This is a genomic window from Aeromonas sp. LsrichE-8G (assembly GCF_022869435.1).
Taxonomy (GTDB): Bacteria; Pseudomonadota; Gammaproteobacteria; order Enterobacterales; family Aeromonadaceae; genus Aeromonas; species Aeromonas caviae.
Genome location: NZ_JALIHH010000255.1, coordinates 1 through 19788, shown reverse-complemented (window position 1 = coordinate 19788; position 19788 = coordinate 1). Strand labels below are relative to the sequence as shown.

15 protein-coding genes and 1 pseudogene are annotated in these 19788 nt (G+C 63.1%); 5 read left to right on the top strand and 11 right to left on the bottom strand.

Going from position 1 to position 19788, the window contains the following annotated elements; translation table 11 throughout:
* Positions 1-103: 103 nt before the first annotated feature.
* Together tnpA and MUW49_RS20875 are read left to right on the top strand one after the other, a co-directional pair.
* Entirely contained in the window at positions 104-508 is a 405-nt protein-coding gene (gene tnpA, locus MUW49_RS20880) for an IS200/IS605-like element ISAs26 family transposase (protein WP_010674034.1), read from the top strand.
* Positions 509-574: 66 nt separating this feature from the next.
* Positions 575-1429, top strand: coding sequence for a neutral zinc metallopeptidase (locus MUW49_RS20875; protein WP_109111810.1), 855 nt, complete (start codon positions 575-577; stop codon positions 1427-1429).
* 73 nt (positions 1430-1502) lie between these two features.
* On the opposite strand, the gene MUW49_RS20870 is transcribed toward MUW49_RS20875, so the two are convergent.
* Entirely contained in the window at positions 1503-2180 is a 678-nt protein-coding gene (locus MUW49_RS20870; protein WP_052815345.1) for an ATP-binding protein, read from the bottom strand.
* 154 nt (positions 2181-2334) lie between these two features.
* Between MUW49_RS20870 and MUW49_RS20865 the strand changes: the two genes are divergently transcribed.
* From MUW49_RS20865 to MUW49_RS20855, 3 genes are all read left to right on the top strand, one after another.
* Positions 2335-3651, top strand: coding sequence for an MFS transporter (locus MUW49_RS20865; protein ID WP_039040437.1), 1317 nt, complete (start codon positions 2335-2337; stop codon positions 3649-3651).
* A gap of 120 nt (positions 3652-3771) precedes the next feature.
* Positions 3772-4494, top strand: coding sequence for a MarC family NAAT transporter (locus MUW49_RS20860; protein ID WP_052815346.1), 723 nt, complete (start codon positions 3772-3774; stop codon positions 4492-4494).
* Positions 4495-4653: 159 nt separating this feature from the next.
* Positions 4654-4857 (top strand): hypothetical protein, encoded by a 204-nt coding sequence (locus tag MUW49_RS20855; RefSeq protein ID WP_041212219.1) that lies wholly within the window; start codon positions 4654-4656, stop codon positions 4855-4857.
* A 322-nt stretch (positions 4858-5179) separates the two neighbouring features.
* Here MUW49_RS20855 and tldD read toward each other — a convergent pair whose 3' ends face one another.
* The 10 genes and pseudogenes from tldD to MUW49_RS20805 form a co-directional block, all read right to left on the bottom strand.
* Complete coding sequence (tldD, locus tag MUW49_RS20850) at positions 5180-6628, bottom strand: metalloprotease TldD (protein WP_052815347.1); 1449 nt, start codon at positions 6626-6628, stop codon at positions 5180-5182.
* Between the two features lie 57 nt (positions 6629-6685).
* Positions 6686-7492, bottom strand: a complete 807-nt coding sequence (locus MUW49_RS20845; RefSeq protein ID WP_052815368.1) for a carbon-nitrogen hydrolase family protein — start codon at positions 7490-7492, stop codon at positions 6686-6688.
* A gap of 245 nt (positions 7493-7737) precedes the next feature.
* Positions 7738-11637: a YhdP family protein gene (locus MUW49_RS20840; RefSeq protein WP_052815348.1), complete on the bottom strand. Its 3900-nt coding sequence runs from the start codon at positions 11635-11637 to the stop codon at positions 7738-7740.
* Positions 11638-13107, bottom strand: a complete 1470-nt coding sequence (gene rng / locus MUW49_RS20835; protein WP_010672637.1) for a ribonuclease G — start codon at positions 13105-13107, stop codon at positions 11638-11640.
* Positions 13108-13186: 79 nt separating this feature from the next.
* On the bottom strand, positions 13187-13774 hold the full coding sequence (locus MUW49_RS20830; RefSeq protein ID WP_010672636.1) for a Maf family protein: 588 nt from the start codon (positions 13772-13774) through the stop codon (positions 13187-13189).
* Positions 13775-13826: 52 nt separating this feature from the next.
* Complete coding sequence (gene mreD / locus MUW49_RS20825; RefSeq protein ID WP_010672635.1) at positions 13827-14312, bottom strand: rod shape-determining protein MreD; 486 nt, start codon at positions 14310-14312, stop codon at positions 13827-13829.
* On the bottom strand, positions 14312-15220 hold the full coding sequence (gene mreC / locus MUW49_RS20820; RefSeq protein ID WP_029313545.1) for a rod shape-determining protein MreC: 909 nt from the start codon (positions 15218-15220) through the stop codon (positions 14312-14314). Before mreC ends, mreD begins: the two co-directional genes overlap by 1 nt.
* Before the next feature lie 41 nt (positions 15221-15261).
* Positions 15262-16302, bottom strand: coding sequence for a rod shape-determining protein (locus tag MUW49_RS20815; protein ID WP_005308111.1), 1041 nt, complete (start codon positions 16300-16302; stop codon positions 15262-15264).
* A gap of 216 nt (positions 16303-16518) precedes the next feature.
* Entirely contained in the window at positions 16519-19644 is a 3126-nt protein-coding gene (locus MUW49_RS20810) for a DUF6701 domain-containing protein (protein ID WP_244813165.1), read from the bottom strand.
* A 17-nt stretch (positions 19645-19661) separates the two neighbouring features.
* Positions 19662-19788, bottom strand: a pseudogene (locus MUW49_RS20805) (IS630 family transposase); the annotation flags it as partial.

Below are 19788 nucleotides of genomic sequence, written 5' to 3'. Positions count from 1 at the left end.
GTTCGGTCGGTTCGAGTCGGAATTTGTAGGCTTTCAGAATTTGCATTTAGCGCTCAGTGTGTAGCATTATTGCCATATCTATTAAGCCCGATTGAGTGACAGAATGCAATTCACTAAAATTAATAAATCACGCCATGCGGCCTACGTTTTGCACGTACATTTGGTGTTTATCACCAAGTATCGAAAGCCGATATTGGGGGATCTGCATCACGCTTCCTTCGGTCAGTGTGCGGCAGAGGTTTGCAGAGATTTTGGTGCGGAACTGAAAGAGTGTGACGGAGAGGCTGATCATGTTCACATGCTGATAGAGTACGCGCCAACGGTGCAGCTATCGGTACTGGTGAACTCGTTAAAGGCGGTCACATCAAGGCGACTGCGTAATGAATTTCTGGACTTGAGAGGTGCTTACAGCAAACCCGTACTCTGGTCACGCTCTTACTTTGCGGGCTCTTGCGGCGGAGCACCGTTGGAGGTGATCAAGCAATACATTCAAAACCAGCGGGGCTGACGCCCCGGCGAAATTCCCCTCCCACCTACGTCGGAGGGAGTCCCCTTTCGCATTTAAGATGGGGATATGCGCTGGCAAGATCGCCGTGAGAGCAACAATGTGGAAGACCGACGCCAGCAAGGCGGCGGCAACGGGGGCGGCGGCCTGCCCATCGGTGGCAAGGGGCGCCTGATCCTGCTGGTGGTGGTCATGGTGGCGGGGTACTACGGCGTGGACCTCGGCCCCCTGCTGCAGGATCCGGCCCCGCAGAGCCAGCCCCAGCGTCAGAACTCGTCCCAGGCTGCCAACGATCCCCTCGCCCGCTTCACCTCGGTGATGCTCGCCTCCACGGAGGACGCCTGGGGCGAGATGTTCCAGCAAAGCGGCAACCACTATCAGGCCCCCAGACTGGTGCTCTATCGCGGTGCGACCCGCACCGGCTGCGGCCAGGGGCAGTCGGTGATGGGGCCCTTCTACTGTCCGGCCGACAGTACCGTCTACATCGATCTCTCCTTCTATCAGGACATGCGCGACAAGCTGGGGGCCGACGGCGACTTCGCCCAGGGCTATGTGATCGCCCATGAGGTGGGCCACCACGTGCAGAACCTGCTCGGTATCTCCACCAAGGTGCGCCAGCAGCAACAGGGGCTGAGCCAGGTCGCCCAGAACCGGTTGTCGGTCAAGCTCGAACTCCAGGCGGACTGCTTCGCCGGGGTCTGGGGCCACTACATGGAAAAAGAGCAGGTGCTGGAGCGCGGCGATCTGGAAGAGGCGCTCAACGCCGCCCAGGCCATCGGCGACGACAGGTTGCAGCAGCAGGGTCAGGGCCGGGTCGTTCCTGACAGCTTCACCCACGGCACCTCGGCCCAGCGCCTCACCTGGTTCAAACGCGGTTTTGACAGCGGCAAGCCCGCCAGTTGCGACACCTTCGCCGCCCGCTGAAGGGGGCAAACGCAAAGGGGCCGATTCCTCACGGAGCCGGCCCCTTTCCTTTCTCACCCGAGGGGGTCTTCCCTCATTCGGGATCCTCCGCCAGCAGATCGGTGAAGACGAAGCCGTCCCGCAGCACCGTTTCCCCCACCCGGATGGGCAGGGGATGCAGGAACATGGGGCCGTCCCAGGCCAGGGTGTGAAATTCCCCGTTCTCGCCGCAGGGATCCACCCCGGCGGGCAGGGCAGCCAGGAAGGCCGGACCGAATTCATGACCACCTAACCCGGCGTCCAGCTTGCCCGGATCCAGGGTGCAGACCCTGGCCTTGAGCCCGGCGTCGATCATCGCCTGCGCCAGCTCGGTCGTGTCGCTGCCCCAGAGCGGGAAGAGCGGCGTGATGCCGGTCCCCGCCAGTTGCCGCTCCCGATAGGCGCGCACATCCTCAAGAAAGAGATCCCCGAACGCCATGTGGTAAATGTCCTTGACCTGCACATCGGCGATGAAGCCCGTCATGATGCGCCCATACTCCTCGTTGCTGCAGGGCCAGGGCAGGTCGATGGTGGTCAGCGGCAAGCCCACGCACTCAGCCTGTGCCAACAGCAACTGCTTGCGCACCCCGTGCATGGCCACCCGCTCGAACGCCTGGTTGAGTGTGGTGAACAGCCCCACCACCTCGATGGCCGGATCCTGGCGCAGGCGATGCAAGGCCCAGGCGCTGTCTTTTCCGCTGCTCCAGGAGAGCAGTACCTTTTTCTTCGTCATGATCTCTCCAGCTTCTTGCCGCACCGTGCTGCAAGACAGTGTTGCGAATTGTGCGATTTACATTGCGGGACACAAAAGCATACCCTCGTGGGTGAGCGTATCCCCGCAGCACACCGGGGAGAATAACTAAAAAAACGATGGGAAACATAAGGATATGAGTAAAGTCAGCACATCGCACGACCACGGTCGCCCCCTCAATCGACAGGATTACAAGACCCTGAGCCTGGCGGCGCTGGGCGGCGCCCTCGAATTCTACGACTTCATCATCTTCGTCTTCTTCGCCGTGGTCATCGGCGAGCTCTTCTTCCCGGCCGACATTCCCGAGTGGCTGCGCCAGTTCCAGACCTTCGGCATCTTCGCCGCCGGCTACCTGGCCCGCCCCCTGGGGGGCATAATCATGGCCCACTTTGGCGATCTCATCGGCCGCAAGCGGATGTTCACCCTCAGCATCATCCTGATGGCCTTGCCGACCTTGCTGATCGGCCTGCTGCCCACCTACGCCGTGCTCGGCATCGCCGCCCCCCTGCTGTTGCTGCTGCTGCGGATCCTGCAAGGGGCCGCCATCGGCGGGGAAGTCCCCGGTGCCTGGGTCTTCGTGGCCGAACATGTGCCCGCCCGCCGGGTCGGTGTCGCCTGCGGCACCCTCACCGCGGGGTTGACGGCCGGCATCCTGCTCGGCTCCCTGGTGGCGACCGCCATCAACCGTGGCATGAGCCCGGGCGATGTGAGCGACTGGGGCTGGCGTCTGGCCTTCGTGCTCGGCGGCGTGTTCGGCATCGTCGCCATGTACCTGCGCCGCTGGCTGCACGAGACTCCGGTCTTCGCCGAGATGCAGGCCAACAAGTCCCTGGCCGAGGAGCTGCCCCTCAAGACGGTGCTGCGTGAACACAAGGGCAGCGTCGTCGTCTCCATGCTGCTGACCTGGCTGCTCTCCGCCGGCATAGTAGTGGTGATCCTGATGACCCCGACCTATCTGCAGAAGGTCCACGGCATCAGCCCGGCCGATGCCCTGACCGCCAACTCCCTGGCCATCGTCGCCCTCACCCTGGGCTGCATCGTCTATGGTCGCCTGATCGATGCCATCGGCAGCGGTCCTACCTTCATCCTGGGCTCCCTGCTGCTGGCCGGCGCCACTTATACCTTCTACCACAGCCTGGCAGCCGGCACGGATCAGCTGGTGCCCCTCTACATGCTGGCGGGCTTTGCGGTGGGGATCGTCGGCGCCGTGCCCTACGTCATGGTCAATGCCTTCCCGCCGGTGGTGCGCTTCTCCGGGCTGTCGTTCTCCTACAACGTGGCCTACGCCATCTTCGGCGGTCTCACCCCCATGCTGGTCACCCTCTGGATGAAGGAGGACGTGCTGGCCCCCTCCCACTATGTGGTCAGCCTGGCCGCCCTCGGTTTCGTGCTCGGCATCTGGCTCTGGCTGCGCCAGCGCGGCCAACGCCAGGCCACCCCGCAGGCCGCCTGATCCTTCCCAAGCAAGCCCCGCACTGTCGGGGCTTGTTCTTTGCGGATATCATCGACCGGGTGGCGGTCCGCTGCGGACCTGCCAGCTCACCCCAATCCGTCCATCTGCCCGAGGTCCACTATGTTCTTCCAGGTCGTCTTTCTCGCCTTGCTGGCCCTGCTGCCCATGGTCAACCCGCCCACCACGGCCACCCTGCTGCTGGGATTGAGCAAGGGCATGTCCCGCGAGCACATTCGCCGCCAGATCAACATGGCCGCCCTCTATCTGTTCGCCACCCTGTGCGTCAGCTTCTTCATCGGATCCTCCATCCTGGATCTGTTCGGGATCTCCATTCCCGGCCTGCGCCTGGCCGGTGGCCTCATCATCGCCTTCATCGGCTTTCGCATGCTGTTCCCCTCGCCAAACCAGTCTGCCGGGGTCGAGGCCAACCAGAATATCGCCTTCGTGCCCCTGACCATGCCCAGCATGTGCGGACCCGGCACCATGGCGCTGGTGATCAGCGGCGCGGCCCAGATCGCCGAGCTGCCGGCCGAGGCCGATCGCGTCGTCATCTATGCCGCCATGGTCACCGCCTTCGCCCTGATGAGCCTGATCAGCTGGGGTGTGCTCAAGCTGGCAGATCCCGTGTGCAAGATCCTGGGAGCCACCGGCATCGACGCCATGACCCGCATCATGGGTTTCCTGCTGGTGTGCATGGGTATGCAGTTCTGCATCAACGGCGTCAAGGAGGTGGCGCAGGATCCCGTCTTCCATGGCCAGGTGATGGAACAACCCGCTGCCGCCTTGCCGACCCATGCCGGATCTACCGCCCTCGATCATCTCGCCGTGCCGCGCGAGCCCTGATTGAAAACGGTGTCATTTTTCGTGCAAATCCCTCCTGATCTTGCGCCTGATCATATTGCCTTCATCTTGATGGGGTAGTCTGGTTTTTGTACAGGCAGGGTTCAGAAGGTTGCCGCTAGCGTGGCATGTGCTGACCCCATCACTTGAGGAGATATGCAAATGGAAAAGATGCTGACCGAGATTGGAAGCTACAGCCTGTTTCATGAGTATCTGAACGTGGTCGGTGCCGCCAGCCCCGCGCTGACCCGGATCAAGACAGGATGGGAGTTCAAGCGAAAGGATCGCCTGCTCGCCCAGATAAGGGTGGATGACCACGGCCACGCCCGCTTCTTCATCGACGCCCGCGCCATTTCGGTCAACTGACCCGACCCCTTTCCCAGCCCCGGCGCCTGCCGGGGCTTTTTATTGCTTGCGCCTTCCAATAAAAACCCCGGCGCCGGGCCGCAATGCTGTTCACTTAAGAGAATTTGAGTTCCAGTCCACGTAGTATCAGGACAAAAAATCGAGGGAGGCATGATGCCTCCCTCTTTCTATTGCAAGCCCCGCTGGATAAAGGCTGGAGGAAGATCGACTGGACACAGCCTTGCCCCCTCAACTCAAATCCAATTTATGAATAATCAGTCAAAAAAGTGCTTATCTGAACAGCATTGCGGCGCCGGGCCGGGGTTTACAAAGGTGTATGACCTTACTGGGTACCGCCCACGGTGAGCTGATCCAGCTTGAGGGTGGGCTGGCCAACGCCGACCGGCACGCTCTGCCCCTCCTTGCCGCAGACCCCGACCCCGCGATCCAGCGCGAGATCACGGCCCACCATGGAAACCTGGCTCATCGCCTCGGGGCCGTTGCCGATCAGGGTCGCCCCCTTGATGGGCGCGGTGATCCTGCCATCCTCGATGAGGTAGGCCTCGGAGGCGGAGAAGACGAACTTGCCGGAGGTGATGTCCACCTGGCCGCCACCGAAGTTGGGGGCATAAATGCCCTTCTTCACCGAGGCGATGATCTCCGCTGGATCGTACTGACCCGCCAGCATGTAGGTGTTGGTCATGCGCGGCATCGGCAGGGCGGCGTAGGATTCGCGGCGGCCGTTGCCGGTGAGCGACACCCCCATCAGACGGGCGTTCTGCTTGTCCTGCAGGTAACCCTTGAGGATGCCGTTCTCGATCAGCACGTTGTAGCCCCCCGGCGTCCCCTCGTCGTCGATGGAGACGGAGCCGCGCCGACCCGGCAGGGTGCCGTCATCGACGATGGTGCAGTGTTTGGAAGCCACCTGCTCGCCGATGCGCCCGGCAAAGGCGGAGGAGCCCTTGCGGTTGAAGTCCCCTTCCAGACCGTGACCCACCGCCTCGTGCAGCAGCACACCGGGCCAGCCGGCACCGAGCACCACCGGCATGGTGCCGGCCGGGGCGTCGATGGCCTCCAGGTTGACCAGTGCCTGGCGCACCGCTTCGCGCACATAGCCAAACGCCCGGCTCTCGAGCCCGTCCAGCTCAAGGAAATGGTCGTAACCGAAGCGGCCACCGCCCCCCGCGCTGCCGCGCTCACGGCGATCCCCCTTCTCGGCGATGACGGTCACCGAGAGGCGCACCAGCGGACGCACGTCGGCGGCCAGGGTGCCATCGGTGGCGGCCACCAGGATCTCTTCATAGACCCCGCTGATGGAGGCCATCACCTGATTGATGGCGGGATCCAGGCTTCTGGCGAACTTGTCCATCTGCTCCAGCAGGGCAATTTTCTGCTGCTTGTCGAGGGTCTGCAGGGGATCCAGCGCCGGGTAGAGCAGGTTTGCTTCGGTGCGAGCCCATGCTTTTACCTTGCCGTGAGCACCGGCGGCGGCGATGCCGCGAGCGGCAGTCACCGACTGTTGCAGCGCCAGCAGGCTCAGCTCGTCCGAGTAGGCGAAACCGGTCTTCTCGCCGCTGACGGCGCGCACCCCCACCCCCTGATCGATGTTGTAGCTGCCATCCTTGACGATGCCGTCCTCCAGCATCCAGGACTCGTGCCAGCTGCGCTGGAAATAGAGGTCGCCGAACTCCACCTGATGGCTCATCAGGCTGCCGAGCAGCTGTTGCAGCCGCCCTTCGTCGAGATCGTTCGGGGCCAACAGGGAGGCACTAACCTGGCTCAATAGACTCAAATCTTTCTCTCCACTCTCATGCGAGATGTCGTAACGGTTAAATCCACGGCCGCGGGCTCACAACAGGCGGGCGTGTTGCAGCACCGGCATGGTGCGTTTCAATTCATCGACCAGGGCCCCATCCAGCGGCGCCAGCACAGTGCCCTGCCCCGACGCCCGACAGGCCAGCACCCGGCCCCAGGGGTCGATCACCATGCTGTGGCCCCAGGTCTGACGCCCTGTCTCGTGGGTGCCCCCCTGGTTGGCGGCCACCACGTAGCACTGGTTCTCGATGGCACGGGCCCGCAGCAGGGGCTCCCAGTGCGCCTCGCCGGTGACGGCGGTAAAGGCGGCAGGCACCAGCAGCACCCGGGCACCGGCCCGGGCCAACTGGCGGTACAGCTCGGGAAAGCGCAGATCATAACAGATAGAAAGGCCGAGGGGACCAAAGGGGGAGTCCACCAGCACAGGCTGATCACCCGGGCTGAAGGTCTCCGACTCCCGGTAGCGGCCGTGATTGTCCGCCACGTCCACGTCGAACAGGTGGATCTTGTGGTAATGCCCCTTGAGCTCGCCGTCGGGATTGAACACCAGGGTGCTGGTGTGGATGTGGTCGGCACCGGCGATGGCGGTGGGCATGGCCCCGGCCACCAGCCAGATGCCGTGGGATTTGGCCCAATCAGAGAGTTGCTGCTGGATTGGGCCATTTCCCAATGGCTCTGCCCCGTCCAGATACCCCTGCCGCTCGCCAAAGAGGGCGAAGTTTTCCGGCAGCAGCACCAGCAAGGGGCGCTCCCCGGGCAGACTCGCCAGCTCGGCGGCGATCCGCTCCCGGTTATCCTGCCAGGTACGACCCGAAATCAACTGCATGGCGGCTAGCCACATGACGCGCTCCTTCTGTTGGGCGAGCCGGTGGCAGAAGGCCTCCTCGGCTCGCAGGGCAATATCCGCACTCTTCTGTTGGGCGAGCCGGTGACACAAGGCCTTCTCGGCTCGCAGGGCAATATCCGCACTCATCTGTTGGGCGAGCCGGTGACCGGTGACAGAAGGCCTTCTCGGCTCGCGGGGCAATATCCGCACTATGAGGGGTTTGGCGGCCGGGGGAAAGTCCCCCAGCCCGGTGTATGCCCTCAGCGCTGACCCGAGCCCTGATGCTTGGGATCGAGCAGGAAGGGGGTGACCTCCTTGGCGGGCAGGCCGGGCGCCACCGCATCCACCGCATCCTTCTGGTGCTGGTTGAGCTTGATGCGGGCGCGATCCCGCCCCGCCTCCACCAGCCTGGGGGCGTCCAGCGGGCCGGAGACCCGAAAATCGATGCGGGTCACCACGTCCACCACGGGCTCCAGCAGCTTGGAGAGGGCCAGCACATAGAGCCCGGTGATGGGAGTCAGGGAGAAGGCCGCTACCACGGGCAGGGTGCCCCCCAGGTTCGGGGAGAAGCTCAGATCAAAGTCGAGCCGCCAGCGCACCAGATCCGCGATACCCTTGCCCCGCAGGTTGCCCGCGGCCCCCTTCATGTAGAAGTCGTTGTTCTCCACCACCCCCTGATGGACCTTGGCGGAGGCGGACATGGACTCGAAATAGAAGCCCTTGTCGAAGACGTCGCGAAAATCGAGGCGCAGCTTGCGCATCAGGGAGTCGAGGCTCAGCAGGGAGAGCAGCCGGGCCCCCTTGTCGTTGACCTCCCGCAGGGTCCCTCCCTCCAGTTGGTAGTCGGCGCTGCCCGCCAGAGTCGGCAGGCTCAGGCGGTAGGGCACGTCACGCCAGTTCAGATCCAGCGCCAGCTTGCCCGGGGCATCCCCGATGGGCGAGGTGTAGCCGAGCCGCTTGAGCAGCAGCTCGCTGTTGCGGGTCTCGAGGTTCACCCTGGCACGGGTCTGCATCTGGCTGCCACGGGCCAGCCACTCGGCGCTGCCGCGCAGGGTGCTGCCCGCCAGGCGCATCTCCAGCCCCTTGAGATCCAGCCGGTTGGCCCCGGGCAGCAGTTCCCCCTGCACCTCACCCAGGGGCAGCTCGCCGAAGCGGCAATCCACGCAACTGAAGGTGAGCCAGGGAATGGCGTCCATGATGGCCCTGTCCTGGCGCTCATCGGGATCCGGGCTGAGATCGGTCCCCTTGCCGGACCAGTAGATACGGGCAAACTTGGCATCGATGGGGTGCCCATCGGCCACCGGCACCCGCACCACCCCCATCACGTCGGGGCTGTCGATCATCACCTCGGTGGCCTGGTTCACCGGCCCCAGGGTGAAGTGCACCGCCTTGAGGCTGGCACTGCCGATGTCGGCACGGGCCAGCTGGCCATCTACCCACCACTCCTGGGGCAAGAAAGCGGGACCCACCACCGCATTGTCACTCGGCGCCGTGCCAGCAGGCAGCCACTGCTTGAGACGTGCCAGCCAGCCGGCTACGTCCGCCTGCTGCTGGTTGATGGCGAGCAGCATGGGCTTGTCCTGCATCACCCGCGCCCCGGGCTGGCCGATGTTGACCCGCACCCGGCTGAGATAGGGCACGCCGTCGCCGTACACCAGGCGGCTCTGCATGTCGATGTCCACCCCCAGCACGGCGCGGATGTCGGCGCTGCCATCCCGCCCACGGGCCGTCACCTTGAGGGGCAGCCGGGTACCCGCCGCCTTGGTCAGGGGCACGGGCAGATCCAGCCCCATGCCCTGCAGGTTGGAGTCCAGCGCCAGCTGGAAGCTGAACGCCTTGTTCTCGGGCAGGGTCAGCCCCAGGGTACCCGACCAGTTGCTGCGCCCCTGGAGCATCTCGAGGGCCGGTATGTCCCGGCGCTGGCGGCGGCTGTCCCACTGCCCCTGGAACTTGAGGTCGGCCTGATAGCCGTGGGGCAGTTGCCGCCCCTGATAATCCAGGGTCAGCGGCTGGTTCCACAGGCTGGCCTTGAGGTTGTGAATGCGCGTCTGCTCGTTGTCATACTCGAGCGTCCCTGCGACCCCGTCGAGGGGCAGATCCAGGGAGGCGATCCTCACCTTGTTGTCCTTGAAGCTGGCTTCCCCGCTGGCCTTGACCTCCCCCTCGCCATCCAGCGGTATGTCGAGCTTCACCGTGCCCTTCATGGGGCCGCGGATCTCCACCTCCCGCAGCGCCTGACCGACGGATCCCCCCAGCGGCGAGTCCTGCAAATAGTCGCTGATGGCCTTGCCCTCGCCCTCAACCCTGGCATCCACGTAGAGGTGAGCACCCGGATAGAGGTCCGGGATCCAGGCGTGCACCGAGTCGGAGCTGGCCTTGCCGAGCTGGGTGGCGCGGCTGTTCATGTCGAGGCTGGCGTTCTGGAACAGCAGATCGATCTGCAGGTCGGTCAGCGGCTGCCAGCCCGGGAAAAACTCGTAGGTGGCCTGTTGCAGCGGCACCGCCACCTGGAAGACGCCCTTGCCGTTGTCGTAGGGGAAGTCACGGAATTCGCCGTACCAGAGCAGGTCGGCCCCCTTGGCCTTGCCCCCCTTGATGGCGCCGCTCAGGTAGCTCACCAGCCCCTCATCCATCACCGCCAGGGGGTAGTAGCGATCCGCATGGGCCGCGTTCTTGACGTCGATGCGCCCGGTCAGGGCGAGGAAGGGGTGCTCGAACAGCTCGAGGCGAAACCGGCTGGCGAGGCGCAGATCCGGGTTGTCCAGGGCAATGTCCTGGCCATAGAGCACCCAGCCTTGCGGCGCCCGCCACCAGTCGAGGGCCGCACTCAGGCTGTCCACCGGGATGGGTTCCTTGAAGTGGCGGGCCGGATCCACCTTGCCCTTGCCCAGGGTCAGGCGGGCACGCCCCCCGTTCGGGGTCAGCCAGAAGTCACCGTCCAGCTTTTGCAGGCCGGGCACATCATGCCAGGCCCGGGTCCCGAAGCCGCGCAGTTGCCCCTGCAAAGAGAGCCCCTGCCAGTCCCCGTCGGCTTGCAGGACCAGCTCCTGCAACTGGCCCCTTGGCCGGGTGCGCTTGAGGGTCTCGGTCAGCTCGGGATAGAGGCCGGAGACCAGCTGGCTCAGGTTGGCAATCTGGTCGAGATCGATGGCGGGCACATAGCCCTGGATGCGCGAGCCGATGCGCTCGAGCTGCAGGCGGCTGTGCAGCCAGGTGGCGCCATCGAGCTTGAAGATGACGTCGTGGCTGGCGAGCTGCCACGCCTCGCCGTCCCGGCGCAGCTGGATCTTGCCCCCCTGCAAGTCGAGGCGGTGCGGCTCTCCCTTGATCTCGTCCTTCCAGATCAGGTGGTTGTTGCCAAAGGCCAGCAGGGAGTTGCCGAGCCTGCCCTTCTCGAACTCGCTCCAGAGCTGGAAGTCGAGCTGGCCGCTCACCGGCGGCGCGCCGGCGTGGATCCGGGCCAGCATGGGGCTGATGTCCAGCTCCCGGGCCCCCAGATAGAGCTGGCCCTTGAGGCGGTCGAGCCGCACCTCGGGGGCATCCACATCGATGATGAGGTCCAGGGTGCTCTCCCCCACCCCGTTGATGAGATAGGCCTTGCCGACCCCCTGATGCCGCTTGCCGCGGTTCTGCCAGCGCAACTGGGCGATGTCGAGGGCGCGCACCTCCCCCAGTGCCGTGGTGAGGCTCAGGCGAGTGTCGTGAATGTCGAAGGTGGAGAGCTGGGTCAGCAGGAAGCGCAGCAGGGCCTCCTGCTGGTTCGCGCTCTTCCCGCTGACGGGAGTGGCGGGCTGGGTCATGTCCAGCGCGATGTTGCCGTCGCTCAGGATCAACTGGCCAAACACCGGTCTGAGTTCGTTGAGGGAGCGCCAGAAGTCGAGGTGGGCCCACACCTTGCCAAGGCGCAGGGAGAAACGCCCCGAATCGGGGGCGATGGCCAGTCCTTCCAGCCCGATGGCCGGGCCGCGGGGAGTCCACTCCAGCCCGACGTGATCCACACTCACCTCGAGCTGGCTCTCCCCGAGCAGGGTCCCTATCACGGCCGCCCGGTGCTGGTTGAGCAAAGGGCCGCCCAGTCGTACCACGCTGACCAGAACGGCCAGCAGCACGAAGAAGACTCCGAGGGCCAACCAGCCCCGACTCAGCCAGCGATAGACCAATTACATCATCACCACATCGAACTGTTCCTGCCCACAGAGCGGCTCGGAGACCACCCTGACCTGCTTGCCGATGAAGACTTCCAGCTCCGCCAGACTGTGGGACTCCTCCCCCCGCAGGTAATCGGCCACCGAGGGGGCCGCATAGACGGTGAACTGATCCGCGTCGTAGGCGCGGTTGACCCGGATGATCTCCCGCAGGATCTCGAAGCAGACCGACTCCACCGTCTTGACCCGGCCGCGCCCCTTGCACTCGGGGCACTCGGCGCAGAGCACGTGCTCCAGGCTCTCCCGGGTGCGCTTGCGGGTCATCTCCACCAGCCCGAGCTGGGAGAAACCGTTGACGTTGGTCTTGGCCCTGTCCTTGGCCAGCGCCAGCTCCAGGCTGTGCAGCACCCGACGACGGTGATCCTCGGACTGCATGTCGATGAAGTCGATGATGATGATGCCGCCGAGGTTGCGCAGGCGCAGGTGACGGGCGATGGCGGCGGTGGCCTCGACGTTGGTGTTGAAGATGGTCTCTTCCAGATTGCGATGGCCGACGAAGGCCCCGGTGTTGATGTCCACCGTGGTCATGGCTTCGGTCTGGTCGATGATGAGATAGCCGCCGGATTTGAGCTCCACCTTGCGCTCCAGGGCCCGCTGGATCTCGTTCTCCACGTCATAAAGATCGAAGATGGGCGACTCGCCGGTGTAGTACTCCAGCTTGTTGGCAAGCTCGGGCACGTACTCCTCGGTGAAACGCTTGAGCTGATCGAAGCTCTGGCGCGAGTCGACCCGGATCTTGTCGAGCTCGGCACCGACGAAGTCACGCACCACCCTGAATGCCAGGCTAGGATCCTCGTAGAGGATCTTGCAGGGGGGGTACTTCTGCTTGCGCTCGAGGATCTTGCGCCACAGACGCTTCAAGAAGGCGGCGTCCTGCTCCAGCTCCTGCTCCCCCACCCCTTCGGCGGCGGTGCGGATGATGTAGCCGCCCAGTTCGTCCACATAGCCGGCCACGGTGCGCTTGAGGCGCTCGCGCTCCGCCTCGGATTCGATGCGCTGGGAGACCCCCACGTGGGCACTGCCCGGCATGAAGACCAGATAACGGGATGGCAGGGTGATGTCGGTGGTGAGGCGGGCCCCCTTGGTACCGAGCGGGTCTTTGACCACCTGTACCATGATGTCCTGCCCCTGGCGCACCAGTTCGGCGATGTTGCCGGCCTGGAACTGCTCCTTCTCCTTGATCGCCACGCACTCGGTATGGGGGACGATGTCGGAGGCGTGCAGAAAGGCGGCCTTGTCCATGCCGATGTCGACGAAGGCGGCCTGCATGCCGGGCAGCACGCGGCTGATCTTGCCCTTGTAGATGTTGCCCACGATGCCGCGCTTGGCCTGACGCTCCACATGCACTTCCTGCAGCAGACCGTTCTCGACCAGGGCGACCCGGGTTTCGGAGGGGGTGACGTTTACCAGCAGTTCTACCGACATAAGTTACCTTGCCTTTCTAGTTTTGAATTCTGGCACGACGAACAACGGGTAACTCAGCAGCGCACTGCTGACGAGAGGATTACCGGGTCTGCTCGAGGTGCTGCTTGATCAACAGGTCCGTCTCCAGCAGGGGCAGGCCGACCACGGCACTGTAGCTCCCCTCGAGGCGACTGACGAATTTGCCGGCAATGCCCTGGATAGCATAGGCGCCCGCCTTGTCGCACGGCTCGCCGGTGCGCCAGTAGGCTTCGATCTCGGCCTCGTCCAGCTTGCGAAACGCCACGTTGGTGGTAACCAGCCGCACATCGCACCGCTCCGGGGTGGCCAGGGCCACCGCCGTCATCACCTGGTGTACCCGCCCGGAGAGGGCTTCCAGCATGTCCTTGGCGTCCAGCAGGTCGGAGGGTTTCTCCAGCACCCGCTCCCCCAGCACCACTATGGTGTCGGCCCCCAGCACAGGCAGCGCCGTCGGCGCCGCGGCCACACCGGCCATCGCCTTGTCGCGAGCCAGCCGGCAGACGTAATCCTGGGGCTTCTCACCGTCGTTGCGCAGCTCCGGCACATCCAGCTTGAGGACCTCGAAACGGTAGCCCAGGCGGGTCAGAAGCTCGTGCCGGCGGGGGGAGCCCGAGGCGAGATAGAGTTGCAGTTCGTTGTGCTTGTTCATACTTCACTCAATGAGACGATGCGCAGTTACAATGCGTTGTTTTTATTCACATTCACTTGATATTGAAGCGACGCCGCACCTTGCGCAAGACCATAAAAATCCAGGGCCATATTAACATCGTCGTCAACGTCGACCAAAAGTAGGCGAAGTTGAGGCTGGCCCGGCTGAACAGATGCTCCGCCCAGAACACGGTGATCTTCCCCACCAGGGAGAGCAGACCGATGATCAGCGCCTGCTGCCAGAGGGAGAAGTTGCGGATCTTCTGGAACTGGAATGCCGCCAGGTAGGTGGTGATGGCCATGGCCATGGCCCGCACGCCGAGGGTGCTGCCGAGCAGCACGTCCAGCAGCAGGCCCGCCACCCAGGCGGTGCCGACGTTGGTCCGGTGCGGCAGCGCCAGCGCCCAGTAGATGAGCACCATGGCGAGCCAGTCCGGACGGAAGGGTTCGAATTGAAAGGGAAGCGGCAGGATGGAGAGGCACAGGGCCAGCAGAATCGAACACCAGATCCAGATCCTGCCGCTGGCGGGTTGCAGCATCAGCGCGTCGCCCCCGCCGCCGAGGTTGCCGTGGCCGCCGAGGCGCTCGCCGCAGGCTCAAGGGCATCCTTGTCGTGTACTTCCGGTTTCTTGTCGGTCCACAGCAGCAGCAGGTAGCGCAGACGATCCAGCGCCACCAGGGGCTTGGCCTCGATCTGGGCGAAGGGCTTGCCCTCCACGTAGTCGGAGCGGGTCACGGTCGCCACCGGATAACCTTCCGGGAAGCGGCCGCCCAGGCCCGAGGTGACCAGCAGATCGCCGACCTGGACGTCGGTGTTGCGGGGCAGGTTGCGCAGCTCCAGCTTGTCCAGCTCGCCGCTGCCGGAGGCGATGGCGCGCAAGTCGTTGCGCAGCACCCGCACCGGGATGCCGTGGCTGGAGTCGGTGATGAGCAGGACGCGACTGGTGGTGGAGCCCACGTGGAGCACCTGACCGACCACCCCCTGATCGTTGATCACCGGCTGGCCGTTGTAGACGCCATCCAGCGCCCCCTTGTTGATCAGCACCTGATGGCTGAAGGGGTCGGAATCCACCGACAGCAGCTCTGCCACCATCTTGCGGGACTCCTTGTGTACCGGCGACCCCAGCAGCTCGCGCAGACGCTGGTTCTCGTGCTCCAGCTGATCCATCTTGAGCAGGCGCGAGCGCAGGGTGAACAGTTGCTGCTCCTGCTGCTTGGTCTGCTCGATGAGATCGGCGCGGGTCTGCACCTGGGTCGACATGGTGTCGAGCAGGGTGCCGGGGGCGTTGGCGATGTATTGCAGCGGGCTCACCAGGGAGCTCAGATAAACGCGGACATGGCTGAACACACCGAAGCGGGAATCCGCGACGATGGCAGCGACGGAGATGATGACGGCGAGAAACAACCGTAACTGAAGCGAAGGGCCTCTACCGAAGATGGGTTTCATGAGTCGTCAAAAAAGAGCCGGCGCTCGGCCGGCTTTGGGTCTTATTCGTAGTGGAACAGATCGCCACCGTGCATATCGATCAGCTCCAGCGCCTTGCCACCGCCACGGGCGACACAGGTGAGGGGATCTTCAGCCACGACGACCGGGATGCCGGTCTCTTCCATCAGCAGACGGTCGATGTCCTTGAGCAGGGCACCACCACCGGTCAGCACCATGCCGCGCTCGGAGATGTCGGACGCCAGCTCGGGCGGGGATTGCTCCAGGGCCACCATGACGGCGGAGACGATGCCGGAGAGCGGCTCTTGCAGCGCTTCCAGGATCTCGTTGGAGTTCAGGGTGAAGCTGCGGGGCACACCCTCGGCCAGGTTGCGACCGCGCACTTCGATCTCGCGCACCTCTTCGCCCGGATAGGCGGAGCCGATCTCGTGCTTGATGCGCTCGGCGGTGGCTTCCCCGATCAGGCTGCCGTAGTTGCGACGGACGTAGCTGATGATGGCTTCGTCGAACTTGTCGCCACCGATACGGACGGACTGGGAGTAGACCACGCCGTTCAGGGAGATGATGGCCACTTCGGTGGTACCGCCACCGATGTCCACCACCATGGAACCGGTCGCTTCGGAGACCGGCAAGCCGGCACCGATGGCGGCAGCCATGGGTTCATCGATCAGGTAAACCTCGCGGGCGCCGGCGCCCAGAGCGGATTCCTTGATGGCGCGACGTTCCACCTGGGTGGAGCCGCAGGGTACGCACACCAGCACGCGCGGGCTGGGGCGGAAATAGTTGTTGTCGTGAACCTGTTTGATGAAGTGCTGCAGCATCTTCTCGGTCACGTAGAAATCGGCGATCACGCCGTCTTTCATCGGGCGAATGGCGGAGATGTTACCCGGGGTACGACCCAGCATCTGCTTGGCGGCATGACCGACAGCAGCGACCGATTTGGCGTTCCCGCGCTCTTGGCGAATGGCGACAACTGAGGGTTCGTTAAGGACGATCCCTTGATCTTTTACATAGATCAGGGTGTTGGCAGTTCCCAAGTCGATCGACAGATCGTTGGAAAAGACGCCTCTGAGCTTTTTGAACATGGCTACGGGAAATCCTAAGAATTTGGAGGTGCAGAAAACCGGCTAACTTTACCAATGCCCACCCCAATGGGCAAGCGCTCAAACTGTCGCCAATCAATCAGGCGCGACAAAAATGCGAGTCATCACTCACCCGCTCAGGCCGACAAACACTACGAAACAAGGAGATAAGACGCCACTGTACAGCAATGCGTCTATCTCCCCGTGTCAGCCCGGGTGTCAGGGCATCACTTCGCGGCGATAAATAATGCGATCGTTACCTCGAGTGGAGCCGAAAATGGCCTCCCCCGCCTGAGTAAGTGGATCCGACAGCCAGAGTGGCCGTGACGGCTGTTTCGACAATTCCACCTTGTAGGGGATGCCAACAACTTTATTTGGTACTGGTACTAGCGCAGAGAAATGAAACAGGATCTCACCTTTGTTTGCCGTCGCTACACTGGCTGGCGCAGCCAGACCACTGAGCGTCAAAGTGCTACTGAAAGATTGCGGCGGCATGGTTCCTGGTACCTGACCCGTGACCTCATAAGAACCATTATTGAGACTGATCTTGTGCGTCGGATCCAATGGAACAAAACCTCCTTTGGCAAGAGATAGCTGTGTACAAACATCCGCTTGGTTGATTTTCCACGCCGCTCCTTCGAAATACTGCACCTGCAACGGCAGCATCAGAGGGGCGCTGGCGACCCCTTGTCTGGTGCTGGCCAGCACTCGGCCGTAACGCAGCTCCTGAGTTCCCAGCCGAATGGCGTTACAACCAACCCCTTGACATCCCCCCGCAACGCCGGGGTTCATATCAGCCCCTGTCAGTACCGTTTCCCCCCCGTCTTTGTCATCCATTCGCAGGCCGATATCAAGCAGGGAGAGCGGCTCTTCCGGGGCTGCCCCCCGATCAAATCGGGTATTATCCCGCTGATCCACCGTGGCAACGCCATCGATCCAGCTCAGAGAGGGAGACATGGAGAAGCGTGTTGAACGGTCCACCCCGTCGAGGGCATTGGCCGCGACCATCTGTGCAATTCCCTTGGCGAAGCCCTCTTTATAATTCTGCGTGGTTACTCCCTGATTGTTACGAGCCTTGATAATAAAACCACTTTGGAAGGGCTGGCTCATATAAGTAAAGATGTTACAGGCAGGTGTGATAAAGCCGCCGCTTAAGCTGTAATCCCAGGGCACGAAGCGCCCCACCGGCACACTGGTGGCGGCGGGAATGGTGGAACCGAAGTAGCCTGAGGTCGGCGGTGTCGCCGTCATCTGGAAGACTCCGACCTCGTTGAGCGACTGGGTGACGGCATTGAGGTTGTTGCTGGCCGTGATGGCATGGTCATAACTCAGCTTGCTGACCACCGCCTCGACCCCGGGCTTGGGGGCCACCAGCTGGCTGCCAAGCGCTATCTTGGCCAGTGTGAAGTTGGGGGTCGCCAGATTGCCGCTGCAAAAATCGCTGTCGTTATCGGCCTGCCAGGCCACGGCGCCGATATTCAGCTGGAAGTCATCGCCCGCCTTCTTGAACACCGGACAGCTGACATCCCCTGCCGTGCAGGCCCCTTGGGCAGGGGTGATGCAGAGCCCGACCGGGCGGCTGACGAAGAGATCCGAGCCCGTCATCACCAGACCCGCCGTGTCGCCGCTGCCATCGTGGCGGGCGTTGAGCCGCATCTGGCCCGCATCCGGGTAGCTGACCGTCAGGGTCGCCTCCCCTTTGGCATCGAAGCTCAGGTTGCTGAGGGTGGCCGCCCCCTGCGCGGTGGCGATGGCGCTGCCGTTGACCATCACCCTGCTGCCGAAGGTGTTGGTCGCCGGGCTGACGTAGTCGCTCCAGAAGCTGACGGCTTTGCTCACGTTGGCGAAGCTCGGCACGCACTGCTGGGTCACATTGTCTTTCCTGACCGCCTTGAGCTGCACCTGCTGGGGTCTGTTGGCCAGGGTGTCCAGCACGTCAAAGATGAAGCCGCTGTCGGCGAAGCTCAAGGTACAGGCGGCGGCGCTCAGTGCCCCGCTACCCGCCCGGCACAGGGTTCCATGGAGGAAGCCGGGGGTCGAACTTGAGACCCCGATGGTCACGGCACTGGCCGTATTATTACGCAGCTGGGCCGAGGTCGAGCCCCCGCTGAAGACCACCTGATTGCCACCGACCCAGCCATTGCTGCCAGAGCTGGGAGAGAGGCTCAGGGTAGCGCTGACCTGCTCGGTGACGAGCTGGGAACAACCCGCGTTGGCGCAGGCCTTGATGACCACGGTCTCGGGGTTGCAGGTGAGCGCCTGACCGGAATGGGAGAGTTCGAAGTGATCGAGCTGGCTTCCCCCCGAGCCGCCGCCGCAGGTGATATCGCCAAAATCGACTTTGTCGACCGCATCTTGTACAAACTGGAAGTTGTTGCTGCCGCCCAGATCGACGCTGCCGCCGGCGGCAACTGCCCCCCTCAGCTCCGAATTACCGGTCATCTTGACGTCGCCCGCTACATAGAGGATGCCATTGATACGGACCTGGCCCACCACGTTGAGCAAACCCTTGACATAGATCAGCAGGTTTTCCGGTGCACCACCCACGTTGAGCTGGGCATTGTTCAAGGTGAGTTCGTTGAAATAGAGCCGTGCCGTCACGCCGGTGGTAACCAGCGCAGCGTCATTTCCGAAGCTGCCTCGATTGAAGTCGTGATCGCCAGGCGCAAAGACGTTGCTGTTATTCGGTGCCCCCGTGCAGGTGGTCACCCCCTTCTTCTCCTCGCAGCTGAGATCGCCGAGCGGCGGCTCCAGTATGCCGGGTGGAGGGGTCATGATGACCCCCCCAGAGGGGGGATCGGTAAAGATGTTTTTGCAGGTGGACGATGGGAGCACTGCATCTCCCTTGTTGATCACGCTATTATCCCTGACTTCCAATGCTCTAGACGTGATCCGGCCAGTCAGGGTCGCTTGGTTGCTCAGGGTCACTTTGCCACCCGCATAGAGGTAACCAACAAAAGAGCCGCTCTGCATGGCGAAGTCGCCGTAGCTGACCCAGATCAGGTTCTGCTTGCCCCCCGCATTGAGCGAGAAATTGTTTTGCAAGGTAGGGGTATTCTTGACGAAGATCCGGGTCAACGCCTGATCCACACTCTGCAACTTGATGGTGGTGCTATCGAGGGAAAGCGTCTCGAAAAAGTGATCTCCCGGTCCCAGGGTCAGGGTGCCACCATTGCTCATGGTAAGGCTCTTGACCTGGTAACCGGGCTGGGCGGTCATCGTCAGCTGACAACCACTGCTGGTGACAGTGCGGTAGTCCTTCTGGCTCAACGCCGCGCTGCCGTTGTTGGTACAGGCGAGATCCGTCGTGGAGCCATTGGTGGGGAAAGCATTGTTCCCTGTCATACCAATCGGATTAAACATTAGGTCAGTTTTATCCAATCTCGGCTACAAAGTGACATCACCCGCTCCACATCGGCAATAAAGTGCTTCCAGGCCGATGTGCAGGCATCAAGGATGTCGTCGTAATCCTTGAAGCTGCGATTAGCC

What these genes read in the sequence shown, in the direction of transcription:
- tnpA (WP_010674034.1), top strand. Translation starts at nt 104, where the DNA reads ATGCAATTCACTAAAATTAATAAATCACGCCATGCGGCCTACGTTTTG.
- MUW49_RS20875 (WP_109111810.1), top strand. Translation starts at nt 575, where the DNA reads ATGCGCTGGCAAGATCGCCGTGAGAGCAACAATGTGGAAGACCGACGC.
- MUW49_RS20870 (WP_052815345.1), bottom strand. Translation starts at nt 2,180, where the DNA reads ATGACGAAGAAAAAGGTACTGCTCTCCTGGAGCAGCGGAAAAGACAGC.
- MUW49_RS20865 (WP_039040437.1), top strand. Translation starts at nt 2,335, where the DNA reads ATGAGTAAAGTCAGCACATCGCACGACCACGGTCGCCCCCTCAATCGA.
- MUW49_RS20860 (WP_052815346.1), top strand. Translation starts at nt 3,772, where the DNA reads ATGTTCTTCCAGGTCGTCTTTCTCGCCTTGCTGGCCCTGCTGCCCATG.
- MUW49_RS20855 (WP_041212219.1), top strand. Translation starts at nt 4,654, where the DNA reads ATGGAAAAGATGCTGACCGAGATTGGAAGCTACAGCCTGTTTCATGAG.
- MUW49_RS20845 (WP_052815368.1), bottom strand. Translation starts at nt 7,492, where the DNA reads ATGTGGCTAGCCGCCATGCAGTTGATTTCGGGTCGTACCTGGCAGGAT.
- rng (WP_010672637.1), bottom strand. Translation starts at nt 13,107, where the DNA reads ATGTCGGTAGAACTGCTGGTAAACGTCACCCCCTCCGAAACCCGGGTC.
- MUW49_RS20830 (WP_010672636.1), bottom strand. Translation starts at nt 13,774, where the DNA reads ATGAACAAGCACAACGAACTGCAACTCTATCTCGCCTCGGGCTCCCCC.
- mreD (WP_010672635.1), bottom strand. Translation starts at nt 14,312, where the DNA reads ATGCTGCAACCCGCCAGCGGCAGGATCTGGATCTGGTGTTCGATTCTG.
- mreC (WP_029313545.1), bottom strand. Translation starts at nt 15,220, where the DNA reads ATGAAACCCATCTTCGGTAGAGGCCCTTCGCTTCAGTTACGGTTGTTT.
- MUW49_RS20815 (WP_005308111.1), bottom strand. Translation starts at nt 16,302, where the DNA reads ATGTTCAAAAAGCTCAGAGGCGTCTTTTCCAACGATCTGTCGATCGAC.
- MUW49_RS20810 (WP_244813165.1), bottom strand. Translation starts at nt 19,644, where the DNA reads ATGACAGGGAACAATGCTTTCCCCACCAATGGCTCCACGACGGATCTC.